General features: G+C 55.4%; 11 protein-coding genes. 6 read left to right on the top strand and 5 right to left on the bottom strand.

The features are described 5' to 3' along the window. Positions 1-27: 27 nt before the first annotated feature. Entirely contained in the window at positions 28-717 is a 690-nt protein-coding gene (locus FHW71_RS12015) for a MarC family NAAT transporter (protein ID WP_179451914.1), read from the top strand. A 33-nt stretch (positions 718-750) separates the two neighbouring features. Here FHW71_RS12015 and FHW71_RS12020 read toward each other — a convergent pair whose 3' ends face one another. The 3 genes from FHW71_RS12020 to FHW71_RS12030 are packed head-to-tail and all read right to left on the bottom strand — an operon-like array spanning position 751 to position 4,544. Further along, the gene (locus FHW71_RS12020; protein WP_179451913.1) at positions 751-2,001 is read right to left on the bottom strand and encodes a cytochrome c; all 1,251 of its coding nucleotides are present in this window, start codon (positions 1,999-2,001) and stop codon (positions 751-753) included. Between the two features lie 4 nt (positions 2,002-2,005). Further along, on the bottom strand, positions 2,006-3,775 hold the full coding sequence (locus tag FHW71_RS12025) for a GMC family oxidoreductase (protein WP_008104227.1): 1,770 nt from the start codon (positions 3,773-3,775) through the stop codon (positions 2,006-2,008). Between the two features lie 37 nt (positions 3,776-3,812). Beyond that, positions 3,813-4,544 (bottom strand): gluconate 2-dehydrogenase subunit 3 family protein, encoded by a 732-nt coding sequence (locus tag FHW71_RS12030; RefSeq protein ID WP_008104229.1) that lies wholly within the window; start codon positions 4,542-4,544, stop codon positions 3,813-3,815. A gap of 532 nt (positions 4,545-5,076) precedes the next feature. Here FHW71_RS12030 and FHW71_RS12035 point away from each other — a divergent pair. From FHW71_RS12035 to FHW71_RS12045, 3 genes are all read left to right on the top strand, one after another. Then, the gene (locus FHW71_RS12035; protein WP_179451912.1) at positions 5,077-6,645 is read left to right on the top strand and encodes an ABC transporter substrate-binding protein; all 1,569 of its coding nucleotides are present in this window, start codon (positions 5,077-5,079) and stop codon (positions 6,643-6,645) included. Between the two features lie 167 nt (positions 6,646-6,812). Beyond that, positions 6,813-8,315 carry a helicase HerA-like C-terminal domain-containing protein gene (locus FHW71_RS12040; RefSeq protein ID WP_179451911.1) on the top strand — a complete coding sequence of 501 codons (1,503 nt, stop codon included), beginning with the start codon at positions 6,813-6,815 and terminating at the stop codon, positions 8,313-8,315. Positions 8,316-8,372: 57 nt separating this feature from the next. Continuing rightward, positions 8,373-9,650 (top strand): DUF445 domain-containing protein, encoded by a 1,278-nt coding sequence (locus tag FHW71_RS12045; RefSeq protein WP_154181754.1) that lies wholly within the window; start codon positions 8,373-8,375, stop codon positions 9,648-9,650. 32 nt (positions 9,651-9,682) lie between these two features. Here the strand turns inward: FHW71_RS12045 and lptG are convergent, their stop codons facing one another. Then, complete coding sequence (gene lptG, locus FHW71_RS12050; protein ID WP_008104239.1) at positions 9,683-10,759, bottom strand: LPS export ABC transporter permease LptG; 1,077 nt, start codon at positions 10,757-10,759, stop codon at positions 9,683-9,685. Then, positions 10,759-11,859: an LPS export ABC transporter permease LptF gene (gene lptF, locus FHW71_RS12055; protein ID WP_179451910.1), complete on the bottom strand. Its 1,101-nt coding sequence runs from the start codon at positions 11,857-11,859 to the stop codon at positions 10,759-10,761. The genes lptG and lptF overlap by 1 nt, the downstream gene beginning before the upstream one ends. A 269-nt stretch (positions 11,860-12,128) precedes the next feature. On the opposite strand from lptF, the gene pepA reads away from it, so the two are divergent. Together pepA and FHW71_RS12065 are read left to right on the top strand one after the other, a co-directional pair. Then, on the top strand, positions 12,129-13,640 hold the full coding sequence (gene pepA / locus FHW71_RS12060; RefSeq protein ID WP_008104244.1) for a leucyl aminopeptidase: 1,512 nt from the start codon (positions 12,129-12,131) through the stop codon (positions 13,638-13,640). Positions 13,641-13,786: 146 nt separating this feature from the next. Beyond that, positions 13,787-14,248, top strand: coding sequence for a DNA polymerase III subunit chi (locus tag FHW71_RS12065; protein WP_008104246.1), 462 nt, complete (start codon positions 13,787-13,789; stop codon positions 14,246-14,248).

Here is a 14,248-nt window from a genome sequence, read left to right on the forward strand (position 1 = left end):
GGCGACCTGGAATTCTGAGGACATTTCATGCTGGAATTGTTTAAAGCCATCGGGCTGGGATTGGTGGTGCTTTTGCCGCTCGCCAATCCGCTGACTACCGTGGCGCTGTTTCTCGGCCTGGCCGGTGAGATGAACTTCCAGGAGCGTAATCGCCAGGCAATGCAGGCCTCGATCTACGTGTTCCTGATCATGATGGTGGCGTGGTACGCCGGCAGCGCGGTGCTGCACACCTTTGGTATCTCGATTCCCGGCCTGCGCATGGCGGGCGGATTGATTGTGGCGTTTATCGGTTTTCGTATGCTGTTTCCGGCGAAACCGGTGGGGCATTCGGTCGAAGCCGAGCATAAGCAGGATGAGCTGGACGCGACCGATAACAACCGCGAAAGCGTCAACATCGCGTTTGTACCGCTGGCGATGCCGAGCACCGCTGGGCCGGGCACCATCGCGATGATCATCAGTTCCGCGTCGACGGTTAAATCGGGTGTGGACTTCCCGGCGTGGGTAGTTGCCGTTGCGCCGGTGCTGATATTTCTGACCGTGTCGGTGATTCTGTGGATTTCACTGCGCAGTTCCGGCGCCATCATGAAGCTGGTAGGTAAGGGCGGGATCGAAGCGATTTCACGTTTGATGGGCTTTTTGCTGGTATGTATGGGCGTGCAGTTCGTGATTAACGGCGTGTTAGAAGTGATTCACAATTATCATTCGGTCGTGGCATAAAGAAAGGTCGCCATGAATGGCGACCCTACGGTTTTATTTCAACGTTTTACGTACTTCTGCTACCTGATCTTTCGTCACCGCTGGCGCATTGTTGCTCCAGCCCTGACGAATAAAGGTCGCCAGTTTAGCCACTTGATCATCATCCAGACGCTTAGCAAAACCTGGCATCGCCAGCGTTGATGGCGCCTTCTCGGTCGATGGCTGCTGCGCACCGGCCAGAATGGTGTGGATCAAACCGCTTGGATCTTTGGCATTGACGATCGTCGCCTGATCCAGCTCCGGGAAGATCCCCGGCGCGCCTTTACCGGTGACAAAGTGGCAAGCGCCGCAGTTGTCGATATACAGACGCTCACCTTCCGACAAACCTTTCGCGGCAGTCAGTTTCGCTTCCGTCGCCTGCTGTTTCTTCACGTCATACGCCTGCAGCGCCGGGTTGCCGCCAAGGAACTTCAGGTAGGAGGCAACCGCTTTCAGGTCAGCATCTGTCATGTGCGAGCTCGAGTGCTCAATCACCGACTTCATCTCACCGCCCACCGCTGCTTTGTCGTTACGACCGGTTTGCAGGTAATCGACGATCTCCTGCTCGCTCCAGCGCGGCAAGCCACGCAGTGACGGCACATCCCAGTTGTTCAGGCTGCCACCGGCAAGGAACTGATCGTCGCCGCTATCCAGCGCCTTCTCGTTCATGCCGAGGCCGCGTGGCGTATGGCAGCTGCCGCAGTGACCCAGGCTTTCTACGATATAAGCGCCGCGATTGACCTCTTCTGACGCACCGCCAATCGGCTGGAACGGCTTGTCAGAGGTAAACGCCCAGTTCCAGAAGCGCATGCCCCAGCGCTGGCTGAACGGGAAGCTCAGATCGGTTTCCGGCGGCTGCTCGCTGCTCGGCTTCACGCCTTTCATGAAGTAGACATACAGCGCGTGCATATCGGCATCGGAAATCTTGGCGTAATCCGGATACGGCATCGCCGGATAGAGACGCGACCCGTTCGGCAACACGCCTTTGCGCACCGCGTCCGAGAACTGCTGCTCGCTGTAGTTGCCGATGCCGTGCTCTTTGTCCGGCGTGATGTTGGTGGAGTAAATGGTGCCGAGATTCGACTCAATCGCCAAACCACCGGCGTAATCCCCTTTACCAGAAACCGTATGGCACGCCATACAGTCGCCGAGACGCGACAGGTATTCACCCTGCTTGATCAATTGAGCTTCATCTTCCGCGTGTGCCTGCAATGCAAAGCTGCCCAGCAGCACGGCGTTGGCGATTAACAATGATTTTAATTTCATGCGCTTATGCCTGTACCAGTGGACCGGGATTTTTCAGATAATGTTCTTTAATCGCTTGTGCCGCCATCAAGGTGATCGCGCCGATGGTATCGGTCGGGTTCGCCTGGAAGTTTTGCGGGAAGGCGTTGCCGCCCGGCACAAACACGTTATGAACATCCCAGCTCTGCAGGTACTTGTTCAGTGCAGAGGTTTTCGGGTTATCGCCCATCACCGCGCCGCCCACGTTGTGGGTCGAAACGTATTTGGTGAGGTCAAAGTCCGCGCCCATCGGCAGGAAGCTCATGCTCATGCTGTCTGGGTTCAGCTCTTTGGCGATGTTGCCAACGATGCCTTTCAGATGCTGTTGCAGCTTCAGTTCGTTCTCTTTCCAGTTGAACGTCATACGCAGCAACGGCTGACCGCGATGGTCAGTGTAGTTTGGATCCAGATCCAGATAGATATCGCGGTACGACTGGCACGTGGTGGTGATGCTGATCTTCATGGAATGGTTGTACCACTCCTCCAGACCTTCCTTGTAACCCATGCCCCAGCTCGGTGTGCCTTTCGGCAACGCAGCGGCCATTGGCGTACCGGTGGCCTGCGAACTGTGGATCTTGGCGCCGCCCAGGAAGCCAAGGCCCGGACCGTCGAAGTTGCCTGGTGAGATGTCGTTGAACATCTGGCCGGTGGCGCCTGCGGTGGCGTAAGAATTGAAGTTTTTGTCTTTGAAGAACAGGGTTGCGCCGCCGTTCGACAGGAACGCGTAGTTACGCCCTACCACACCCTCTTCGGTGATTGGGTTATACGGCTTGCCGATACCGGAGAGCAGCATCAGGCGCACGTTGTAGAGCTGGAAGCTGGAAAGCACCACGATCTTCGCCGGCTGGAATACTTCGTTGCCGTCCACATCGTAATAAATCACGCCCTTGGCAGTTTTCTGGTCGTCGTGCAGCACCACTTTCACCACTTCGGCATGCACTTCGTAAGAGAAGTTTGGCATGCGCTTCAGCGCATCCATCACCGCAGTTTGTGGTGAGGCTTTTGAGTAGTTGAGGCACGGATATTTCGAGCAGTAGCCGCAGTAGTTACACGGCGCGATCTGGTTGCCGTACGGGTTTTTCCACGCGCGCGATACGCAGGCAGAAGGGTTCGGGAACGGATGATAACCCAGCTTGGTAGCCGCTTCTTTGAACATCACGTTGTTCAGCGTGTCTTCCAGCGCAGGCAACGGATAAGGTTCAGAGCGAGGGCCTTCAAACGGATCGCCGCCCGGCAGAATCTGACCGCGCAGGTTGCCGGTGTTACCCGATTGACCGCAGATCAGCTCAAACTTGTAGTAATACGGCTCGATCTCTTCCCAGGTGAACGGGAAGTCCATCACGCGCATATCTTCCTGCAGGATGCCTGGCTTGTAGGCCTCATCGACGTAGGTTTTCAGCTTGATATCGGTTGGGGTTGGACGAATCAGCACCGCCGTCCAGTGCATGCCCGCACCACCCACGCCGGTACCCGGCGCAAACGCGCCCCATTTACGGGTAGGCAACGCCGTCTGGCTGCTGTTGTAACGCACGGTAACCGCCACTTCTTTCGGGGTAGCGAACACTTTGTTACGCACGTTGTAGGCGTATTCATCGGCCGGTTTCGGATAGGCGAAATCCGGGTAATCACGCTCGCCGCCGCGCTCTAATGCGCGCACTTCGAGTCCCGCCATCGCCAGTTCGATACTCATCAACGAGCCGGCCCAGCCGAGGCCGCAAACGACGACGTCGACTTCTTTCTTTGTAATCTGTGCCATGTTAATCCTGTCTCACATACCAAAAACGGGGGTGTGCTTACGCGCTTTCACCCAAGAGGCTGACCGGTCCCAGCGGGTACGGCACGTTGTGCTGCTTCACCCATTCGGTAAAGCTGGCGCGTGCGCCCGGGAAGCCGATGGCAATCCAGGCTTTCATGCCTTTGTTGCCGCCGTACATCGGGTCAGCGAGGTAGCCGTGTTTGGTATCTGCAAGCAGTTGGCCGAAGAACTGCGAGGCTTTCAGGTTCTCTTCGCCCAGCGCGGCGAAGTCGATACCGTCGTTTTTGTTCACTTTGGTGAGGACGGCATCTTTCTCTTCCAGTGACAGCTCATGGAACGGTTTCTGGAAGTTGCTTTGCGTCCATTGATTCACCAGCTTGATACCGGTTTGGTACATCTGCTGTGGCGTGAACGGGATTTGATAACCCATGGTGGCAGGCGCATGCACGTTGAAAGGACCTTGCATGTAGATCTCTGCCCCGAACTCCGGGCTGTGCAACTGCTGATCGATAAAGATCGGTACGTTGGTTTCCAGTGCACCTGGCGCTTTACCTTTGCCGCCGGCGGGGATCAGACGATCGGCTGCGGCCAGAATAAATTGCCACTCATCGGCACTGAAAAAGATCGGTTTATAGTCGGCGAGCTCAGGTGCTGCCATTTCCGCAGCTTGCGCCGCAGTCAATCCCTTAAATACCAGGTCACTTAATGGCAAAGCCAGAAGCGACCCAAGTAAAAACTTACGTCTGGTGGTCGGTTTATTTAGAAGCATGGCGCGAAGACTCTCACTTGCTAAGAAAGATAATTATTTTTGTTAATAGCTTTATAAATCGGTAAATAACCTGGCAATCTTAGGGATATAGGTATTTCTGAATGTAAAAATTCAATTAAGGATGTGTTTTGATGAAATTCAATCATCATGTTGAATTTAGGTTAAGGCTTGGTAAAAGGCTTTCGAGGCGAAAAACACGGTTTTAACCGTACATTTGATGGGATATTGGCACTAATCAGTGGGCATTTGACCAGGTATTATCGCGAAAGTAAATAATCGCAGAAATGAATCAATGAAAAAAAATCATACTTCCATACCAGAGAATTATTCTCATTTATAACATCCTATTTACTTTATTGACCAGCAGATGAACGATCTATTTCGTGGAAATGACAAGTCGCGCACAAAATAAACGTAATAATACCTCAAGGTAATCAATTGTTATTTTCCGGCACAGCTCAGAACAAACCGGCATTTTGCCAACGCGACGGCAGAGATAGAGTGAATTTATCTATCACTCAGGACAATAATAATGCGCTCACTGATTTTGCTCGTCGCTTTATGGGGCAGCAGCTTTGCACTGCACGCCGCCACACCGAAAGATACCCTTGTCGTCGCCGTCCCGCTCGACGGCATTATTAGCTTCGACCCCGCTGAAAGCTTCGAAACCGTCAGTAACAGCGTGCAGCGCAACATCTACCAAACGTTAGTGGAGGCGGATCGCAATGATCCACAAAAACTGGCACCGCTGCTGGCCACCAACTGGCAACAAGGCAGCACGCCGCACAGCTTAGTGTTCAACATCAAACCCGACGCGCACTTTTCCAGCGGCAATCCGTTGACCGCGCAGGATGTGATCTTCTCACTGACGCGCGCGGTGCAGCTGAACAAAGCGCCCTCTTTCATCCTCGCCGAATTTGGCTGGACCAGGGAAAACATCGCCAGCCAGTTCAAAGTGCTGAATGACCATCAGCTGGAGATTCAGTGGCCGGCGCAGATTGGTCAGAACCTGGCGCTGCGTCTGCTGACCGCGCCGGTTGCCTCGGTGGTAGATAGCAAAACCGTGCAGCAACACGTCGCCAATAACGATTTTGGCAACGGCTGGCTGCATACCAACTCCGCCGGCAGCGGCGCCTTTACCATTCAGCAATATGTGCCGCAGCAGGCGCTGGTGCTGAGCGCCAACCAACAAGCTAATCCGCAGCCTAAGCTGAAACGCATTCTGCTGAAAGGCGTGGCGGATGCCGGTGCGCGTCGTCTGCTGATTCAGCAAGGCGATGTCGATGTGGCGTACCAGCTCGGCCCGGACCAGATTGATGCGCTGAAGAGCGACAAAAACCTGCGCATTGAGGCCTTCCCATCCAGCCTGGTTTACTACCTCGGTTTCAATACCAAAGACAAAGCGCAACCGGCATTAGGCAATCCGGCGCTGTGGCAAGCCGCGCGCTGGCTAGTGGATTACAATTCCATCTCGAAGGATTTGCTGAAAGGTCAGTACCGCATTCATCAGAGCTTCCTGCCACAAGGTTTTGACGGCGCGCTGGACGATCAGCCGTTCCACTACGATGTGGCGAAAGCCAAAGAGATTTTAGCCAAAGGCGGCATCAAACCGGGAACGAAGTTTGCGCTGACGGTGATCAATCAGCCGCCCTACATTGACGTAGCACAGGCGCTGCAGGCCAGCTTTGCCAAAGCGGATGTGCAGATTGAATTGCAGCCGGTAGCGGAATCCGAGCTGTGGAGCAAAATGCGCGGTCGCGATTTCCAGTCGATCTTCATCTATTGGGGCGCGGACTATGTCGATCCGAACACCAACGCCAGCGCCTTTGCGTATAACGTGCCAGGCGGTTCCAAAACCCTGGCCTGGCGCGTCGGCTGGGATATTCCGGATCTGAGCGCGAAAACCCGCGCTGCAGCCGGTGAGAGCGATGCTAGTAAGCGCCGCGCGCTCTATACCGATTTGCAGAAAACCGTGCAGCAGAACTCACCGTTCGTTGTGACGCTGCAGGGCGCGCAGCAGGTGGCGGTGCGTAATAACGTGAATCATGTGCAGCAAGGGATTGGCGTGAGTTTGCTGTTTTTTGATACGGTGCAGAAGTAATCTCATTTCAGCGTTATTGTTCGGTACGCATACATGCGCACCCTACAAAACCGTAGGGTCGCCATGAATGGCGACCGTTATGAATCTCGACTGACAAACATTACGCGATACACCGCGCCGCTTGCTATCCTTTCTGGCATAACCTATTGCCTGAGAGCGAAAAAATCATGACCACTCCGTTACTGATTGCCCAAACGCCTGACGTTCAACTGCATCTTCTCTCCAACATGGCCAACCGCCACGGTTTGATCACTGGCGCCACCGGCACCGGTAAAACCGTCACGCTGCAAAAGCTGGCGGAATCCTTCTCCGATATCGGCGTGCCGGTGTTTATGGCCGATGTGAAAGGCGATCTCACTGGCATTTCCGCTGCGGGTGAAGGTTCAGAGAAGCTGCTGGCGCGTCTGGCGAAGATTGGCGTTACCGACTGGCAGGCGCAGAAAAATCCGGTGATGGTGTGGGATATTTTTGGTCAGCAAGGCCATCCGGTACGCGCCACGGTCTCCGATCTCGGCCCGCTGCTGCTGGCGCGTCTGCTCAACCTCAACGAGGTGCAATCGGGCGTACTGCAAATCATCTTCCGCATCGCCGACGATCAGGGCTTGTTGCTGCTGGATTTCAAAGATCTGCGCGCCATGACGCAGTACATCGGCGACAACGCGAAGGCCTTCCAGACGCAATATGGCAACATCAACAGCGCATCCGTTGGGGCGATTCAGCGCGGATTGCTGGCGCTGGAGCAGCAAGGCGCCGAGCACTTCTTTGGCGAGCCGATGCTGGATATCCGCGACTGGATGCGCTGCGACAGCAACGGCAAAGGCTTTATCAACATCCTCTCGGCGGAAAAGCTCTATCAAATGCCGAAACTCTACGCCACCAGCCTGCTGTGGCTGCTGGCCGAGCTGTATGAGCACTTGCCCGAAGCTGGCGATCTTGATAAGCCGAAAATGGTGTTCTTTTTCGACGAAGCGCATCTGCTGTTTACCGACGCGCCGCCGGTGCTGCTGGAGAAAGTGGAGCAGGTGATTCGCCTGATCCGCTCGAAAGGCGTTGGCGTCTATTTCGTTACGCAAAATCCCGCCGATATTCCCGACAACGTGCTGGGCCAGCTCGGCAACCGCGTGCAGCACGCGCTGCGCGCCTTTACGCCGAAAGATCAGAAAGCGGTAAAAAGCGCCGCCGAAACCATGCGCGCCAATCCGGCGTTTGATACCGTCGAGGCGATTCAGGCGCTCGGCACTGGCGAAGCACTGATCTCCTTCCTCGATGAAAAAGGCAGTCCATCAATGGTGCAGCGGGCGATGGTGATTGCGCCCGGCTCGCGCATGGGGCCGGTAAGCCAGGATGAACGTAACGGCCTGATCAACAACTCGCCGCTGTACGGTAAATACGACACCGAAGTGGATCGCGAATCCGCATTCGAAATGCTGCAAAAAGGCGTGCAGGCAACCACACAGCAAGCCAATGCGCCGGAAGCCAAAGGCAACAATGTTGCCGTCGATGACGGCATTCTCGGCGGCCTGAAGGACATCTTGTTCGGCAGCACCGGCCCGCGCGGCGGCAAGCGTGACGGCGTGGTGCAGAGCGTGGCGAAAAGTGCCGCGCGTCAGGTCACCAATCAGATCATTCGTGGTGTGCTCGGCAGTTTGTTAGGCGGACGTCGCCGCTAGAAACTCTTTGCGACCCTCTAAAATGGGAGGCATGAATGCCTCCCCTACAAAGGATTTATGGATAAATATCAACAACTCAAACGCAGCAAACGTCTGGCGCTGTCGCTGCTGCTGATTGCGGCAGCGACTTTTGTGGTAACGCTGTTTTTGCCCCCCAACTTTTGGGTACTCGGGCTGAAGGCGATTGCCGAAGCGGCGATGGTCGGCGCATTAGCCGACTGGTTCGCGGTGGTGGCGCTGTTCCGCCGCGTGCCGGTGCCGTTTATCTCGCGTCATACGGCGATTATTCCGCGCAATAAAGATCGCATTGGCGAGAATCTGGGGCGCTTCGTGCAGGAGAAATTCCTCGATACCGATTCGCTGCTGGCGCTGATTCGCCGCCACGATCCGTCGCAGATGCTGGCGCAGTGGCTGAACACGCCGGGCAACGCCGATCGCATTGGTCGCCATCTGTTGCAGGTGATGCGCGGTTTTCTCGATCTCACCGATGATCAACGCATTCAGCGTTTTCTGCGCCGTGCAGTGCATCGCGCGTTGGATAAGGTCGATCTCACCCAATCCAGCGCGCTGCTGCTGGATAGCCTGACGAAAAATAATCGTCATCAGGAGCTGCTGGATGCGGCAGTACAACAGCTGCTGCGCTTGCTGCACAAGCCCGGTACGCGCGAGTTTATCGCCGCGCAGATTGTGCGCTGGCTGAAGCGCGAGCATCCGATTAAAGCCAAAATGTTGCCGACCGAATGGCTTGGCGAGCACAGCGCCGATTTGGTGGCGAATGCGGTGGATTCGATACTTGACCAAGTGGCGCTCGATCAGGGACATGAGTTACGTCTCGGCTTTGACCGCGCGGTGCAGCGCCTGATTGAGCGGCTGAAAAGCGATCCTGAGATGGCGGAACGCGCCGAAACCATCAAGAGCTGGCTGAAGGAAGATGAGTCGTTCAATCGCTACATTGGTGAGCTGTGGCAGGATTTACGTGGCTGGCTGAAAGACGATCTGAACAGCGAGGATTCGCGGGTGCAGGAGCGCGTCAGGCTGGCTGCGCTGTGGCTGGGCGAAACTCTGGCGGCCGATGAAGCGCTGCGCGCTTCTATGAATCAGCATCTCGAAGACGCTGCACGTAGCGTCGCGCCGGAGTTTGCTGCCTTCCTGACGCGCCACATTAGCGATACGGTGAAAAGCTGGGACGCCCGCGATATGTCACAGCAAATTGAGCTGAATATTGGTCGCGACCTGCAGTTTATCCGCATTAACGGCACGCTGGTTGGCGGGACGATTGGGCTGATTTTGTATTTGTTGTCGCAGGTGCCGGGGTGGATCGAGCGTATTCAGTAAAAAGGTCGCCATAAATGGCGACCCTACAAGGCTTAACGGCGTTTCATCAGCAGGAACAAACTGATGGCGAAGAACGCGCCGCTTGGCAAAATCGCACCCAGAATCGGCGGCAAACCGTACACCAGACTCAGCGGACCAAAGATCTGATCCAGCACGTAGAACAGGAAACCAAAGCTAATCCCCGTCACCACGCGCACGCCCATTGATACGCTACGCAGCGGACCAAAGATAAACGACAGCGCCATTAGCATCATCACCGCCACTGACAGCGGCTGGAAGATTTTGCTCCACATATTGAGCTGGTAGCGTCCTGAAACCTGGCCGCTCTGCTTGAGGTATTTGCTGTAGTTATACAGGCCGGTGATCGACAGCGCGTCCGGATCCAGCGCCACCACGCCGAGCTTATCGGGCGTCAGGTTGGTTTTCCATTCGCCGCTCAGCGTTTGCGAGCCGGTAATCTGTTTGGCGTCTTGCAGATCCGATTCATCGACCTGCGACAGCGCCCACAGCTTTTTATCCGCATTCCAGGTAGCACTCGCCGCATAGCGAACACTCAGCAAACGGCGTTGATCGCTGAACTTGTAGATGCTGACGCCATCAATTTCGTTATCACCTTTGATGCGCTCGATGTAGATGAAGTCGTTGCCGTCCTTCGCCCACAGACCGTTTTGCGTCGAGACCAGCGAGCCGCCGTAAAGCTGCTGTGCGCGGTAGTTACGCGCCATCTGTTCGCCCTGCGGCGCAACAAATTCGCCCACCGCCATGGTTAACAGCACCAGCGGAATCGCCGTTTTCATCACCGCAAGCGCCACCTGCATGCGGGTGAAGCCCGATGCCTGCATCACCACCAGTTCGCTACGCTGCGCCAGCGTGCCCAAACCCAGCAATGCGCCCAGCAGCGCCGCCATCGGGAAGAAGATTTCGATATCTTTCGGCACGCTGAGCAGCGTGTAGTAACCGGCGTCCAGCGCGGTATATGCGCCCTGCCCGGTTTTACGCAGCTGATCAACGAACTTGATAATGCCCGACAGCGACACCAGCATGAACAGCGTCAGCATGATGGTGTTGAAGATGGTTTTGCCGATATAGCGGTCAAGAACCTTAAACATCAGACCGATCCTCCACGGCTAAAGCGCGCACGGATGCGACGCATCGGCACGGTATCCCACAGGTTCAGCAGCACCGCCAGCGCCAGATAGGAGAAGTTCACCACCCACATCCAGATAGCCGGATCGAAGCGGCCTTTCGCGGCGTTGGAACGCAGAGAACTCTGCAGCAAGAAGAAGATCAGGTACAGCAGCATGGCAGGCAGCATCGACAGCACGCGGCCCTGACGCGGGTTAACCACGCTGAGCGGCACCACCATCAACGCCATAATCAGCACCGCGAACACCAGCGTTAAGCGCCAGTGCAACTCCGCCTGGAACTGCGGGGTTTTGTTCTGGAACAGCGTGCTGATATCCGCCTGATCGGCATCGTTCGGATCGAGCGTGGCTTCTTTGTAGCCTACAACCGCCTGATAGTTGACGAAGTCGGTAATACGGAAGTCACGCAGCAAGGCGGTGCCTTCAAAACGCGTGCCTTTATCCAGCGTTACCACTTGTGACCCATCTTTGTGCTGCTCCATGTGACCGCTGTCAGCCAGCACCACCGATGGACGCGCATTGCCTTTCGGACGCAGCTGAGCCAGGAACACGTTACCGAAATGGTTGCCCTTCACATTTTCAACAAACAGCACCGCATTACCGTCGCTGGAGGTCTGGAACTGTCCAGCTGCCAGCGCCGCCGCGCCTGGGTTCGCTTTGGCGTTTTGCGTCACTTCCTGCTGATAACGTGAGGACCATGGCCCTAACCAAATGACGTTGACCGCCGCCACAATCGATGTGAACAGCATCAGAATCATCGCGGCTTTGATCAGCACACTTTTCCCCAGGCCGCAGGCATGCATCACCGTGATTTCACTTTCGGTGTACAGCCGCCCAAGGGTCATTAAAATCGCCAGAAACAGGCTTAGGGGCAGGATAAGTTGTGCCATTTCAGGCACGCCAAGTCCTAACAATGTCAGAACTAAGTTTGTTGGAATTTCGCCATCCACCGCAGCTCCCAAAATCCGCACTAACTTCTGGCAAAAGAAGATAAGTAGCAGGATGAAGAGGATAGCCAGCTGGCTTTTGAGCGTTTCCCGAACCAGATATCTAATGATGATCACGCTTAGTACGCCTGTGATAACTTGTCTTTTTGCAGGAAAATCGCTAGTTTCAACGCTTATCAGCCATTTTTCTTCATCAATGGCCGTCATCGTAGCTAAAATAATATGACGAACGCGTTAGCGTGGTGAAAAAACAACATACTTGTCACCACAACTCATTATGACTACCGGCGTTGAATTGTCATGGCGTCGTAACGAATTAATGAGTTACGAGCGCGCTACATTCTAACGACAGCTTAGGCCGTTGTCTTTAAGATTCAGGAGAGTGCATGGAGTTCAGTGTAAAAAGCGGTAGCCCGGAAAAACAGCGTAGCGCCTGCATTGTTGTTGGCGTTTTCGAACCGCGCCGTTTGTCACCCATTGCTGAGCAGCTGGATAAAATCAGCGATGGCTACATCAGCGCCCTGCTGCGCCGCGGTGAACTGGAAGGAAAAGTGGGCCAAACGCTGCTGCTGCACCATGTGCCAAATATCCTCTCCGAACGCATCCTGCTGATCGGCTGCGGTAAAGAGCGCGAGCTGGATGAGCGCCAGTACAAGCAGGTGATTCAGAAGACAATCAATACCTTGAATGATACCGGCTCGATGGAAGCAGTGTGCTTCCTGACTGAACTGCACGTCAAAGGTCGCAATACCTACTGGAAAGTGCGTCAGGCAGTCGAAACCTCGAAAGAAGCGCTCTACAACTTTGATCAGCTGAAAAGTAACAAAGTCGAGCCGCGCCGTCCGCTGCGTAAGCTGGTGTTCAACGTGCCGACCCGCCGTGAACTCACCAGCGGCGAACGTGCTATTCAGCACGGTTTGGCTGTGGCTGCCGGTGTGAAAGCCGCAAAAGACCTCAGCAATATGCCGCCAAATATTTGTAACGCCGCGTATCTGGCGTCGCAGGCGCGTCAGCTGGCGGATGCGTACAGCAAAAATGTAACAACCCGCGTCATCGGCGAACAGCAGATGAAAGAATTGGGGATGAACGCCTATCTGGCGGTCGGTGCCGGTTCCCACAATGAATCGCTGATGTCGGTGATTGAGTACAAAGGCAATAACGATCCGGAAGCGCGCCCAATTGTGCTGGTTGGCAAAGGGTTAACCTTCGATTCCGGCGGTATCTCGATCAAACCGGCCGAAGCGATGGATGAGATGAAGTACGACATGTGCGGCGCGGCGTCGGTGTACGGCGTGATGCGCATGGTAGCGGAACTGAATCTGCCGCTGAACGTGGTGGGCGTGCTGGTGGGCTGTGAAAACATGCCAGATGGCAAATCAATGCGTCCGGGTGACGTGTTAACCACCATGTCGGGCCAAACCGTTGAAGTGCTGAATACCGATGCCGAAGGCCGTCTGGTACTGTGCGATGCACTGACCTACGTTGAACGCTTCGAGCCAGAAGTGGTGATTGACGTCGCTACGTTGACTGGCGCCTGCGTGATTGCGTTGGGTCATCATGTCAGCGGTTTGATGTCGAACCACAATCCGCTGGCGCACGAGCTTATTAGCGCATCTGAGCAGTCCGGCGACCGCGCCTGGCGCCTGCCGATGGCGGATGAGTATCAGGAGCAGCTGGAATCCAATTTTGCTGATATGGCGAACATTGGCGGCCGTCCTGGCGGTGCGATTACTGCGGCCTGTTTCCTCGCGCGCTTTGCGCGTAAGTTTAACTGGGCCCACCTGGATATCGCCGGTACCGCATGGCGTTCCGGTAAAGCCAAAGGCGCAACCGGTCGTCCGGTACCGCTGCTGTCGCAGTTCCTGCTGAATCGCGCAGGATTGAACGGCGACGATTAAGTTGTCGCAATGCGGTCATTGAAACGGTGCGCATGAATGCGCACCTTACTCCGTAGGGTCGCCATTTATGGCGACCTTATTGTTGGACGCACGAAACCCGATGACGCACAATGCGCCCCACTGTCATTTATGGAAATGAGTCCGCCATGAAAAACGCCACTTTCTATGTGATGGAGTCTGAGAGCGCCAGCGACGGCCTAACCGCCATCGAAGCATTGGTGTGCTCTCTTGCTGAAACACGCTGGCGTGACGGCAAACGCATCCTGATTGCCTGCGAAAACGAAGAACAAGCCAATCGGCTGGATGAAGCGCTCTGGCAGCTCCCGGCCAACGCCTTTGTGCCGCATAACCTCGCTGGAGAAGGCCCGCGCTACGGCGCACCGGTTGAGCTGGCCTGGCCACAGCGTCGTGGCAGTTCACCGCGCGATCTGCTGATCAGCCTTCTGCCGCAGTTCGCAGATTTTGCTACTGGTTTCCATGAAGTGATAGACTTCGTTCCTTATGAAGAATCCCTAAAACAACTGGCGCGCGATCGCTACAAAGCCTATCGCAGCGTTGGTTTCCAATTGAATACGGCGACGCCACCCTCGCCGCAAACGACAGTGTAG

It is taken from the genome of Enterobacter sp. Sphag1F (assembly GCF_014193275.1).
Classification (GTDB): Bacteria; Pseudomonadota; Gammaproteobacteria; order Enterobacterales; family Enterobacteriaceae; genus Pantoea; species Pantoea symbiotica.

Coding starts and splice junctions, on each gene's coding strand:
- FHW71_RS12015 (WP_179451914.1), top strand. CDS start 28: ATGCTGGAATTGTTTAAAGCCATCGGGCTGGGATTGGTGGTGCTTTTG.
- FHW71_RS12020 (WP_179451913.1), bottom strand. CDS start 2,001: ATGAAATTAAAATCATTGTTAATCGCCAACGCCGTGCTGCTGGGCAGC.
- FHW71_RS12025 (WP_008104227.1), bottom strand. CDS start 3,775: ATGGCACAGATTACAAAGAAAGAAGTCGACGTCGTCGTTTGCGGCCTC.
- FHW71_RS12030 (WP_008104229.1), bottom strand. CDS start 4,544: ATGCTTCTAAATAAACCGACCACCAGACGTAAGTTTTTACTTGGGTCG.
- FHW71_RS12035 (WP_179451912.1), top strand. CDS start 5,077: ATGCGCTCACTGATTTTGCTCGTCGCTTTATGGGGCAGCAGCTTTGCA.
- FHW71_RS12040 (WP_179451911.1), top strand. CDS start 6,813: ATGACCACTCCGTTACTGATTGCCCAAACGCCTGACGTTCAACTGCAT.
- FHW71_RS12045 (WP_154181754.1), top strand. CDS start 8,373: ATGGATAAATATCAACAACTCAAACGCAGCAAACGTCTGGCGCTGTCG.
- lptG (WP_008104239.1), bottom strand. CDS start 10,759: ATGTTTAAGGTTCTTGACCGCTATATCGGCAAAACCATCTTCAACACC.
- pepA (WP_008104244.1), top strand. CDS start 12,129: ATGGAGTTCAGTGTAAAAAGCGGTAGCCCGGAAAAACAGCGTAGCGCC.
- FHW71_RS12065 (WP_008104246.1), top strand. CDS start 13,787: ATGAAAAACGCCACTTTCTATGTGATGGAGTCTGAGAGCGCCAGCGAC.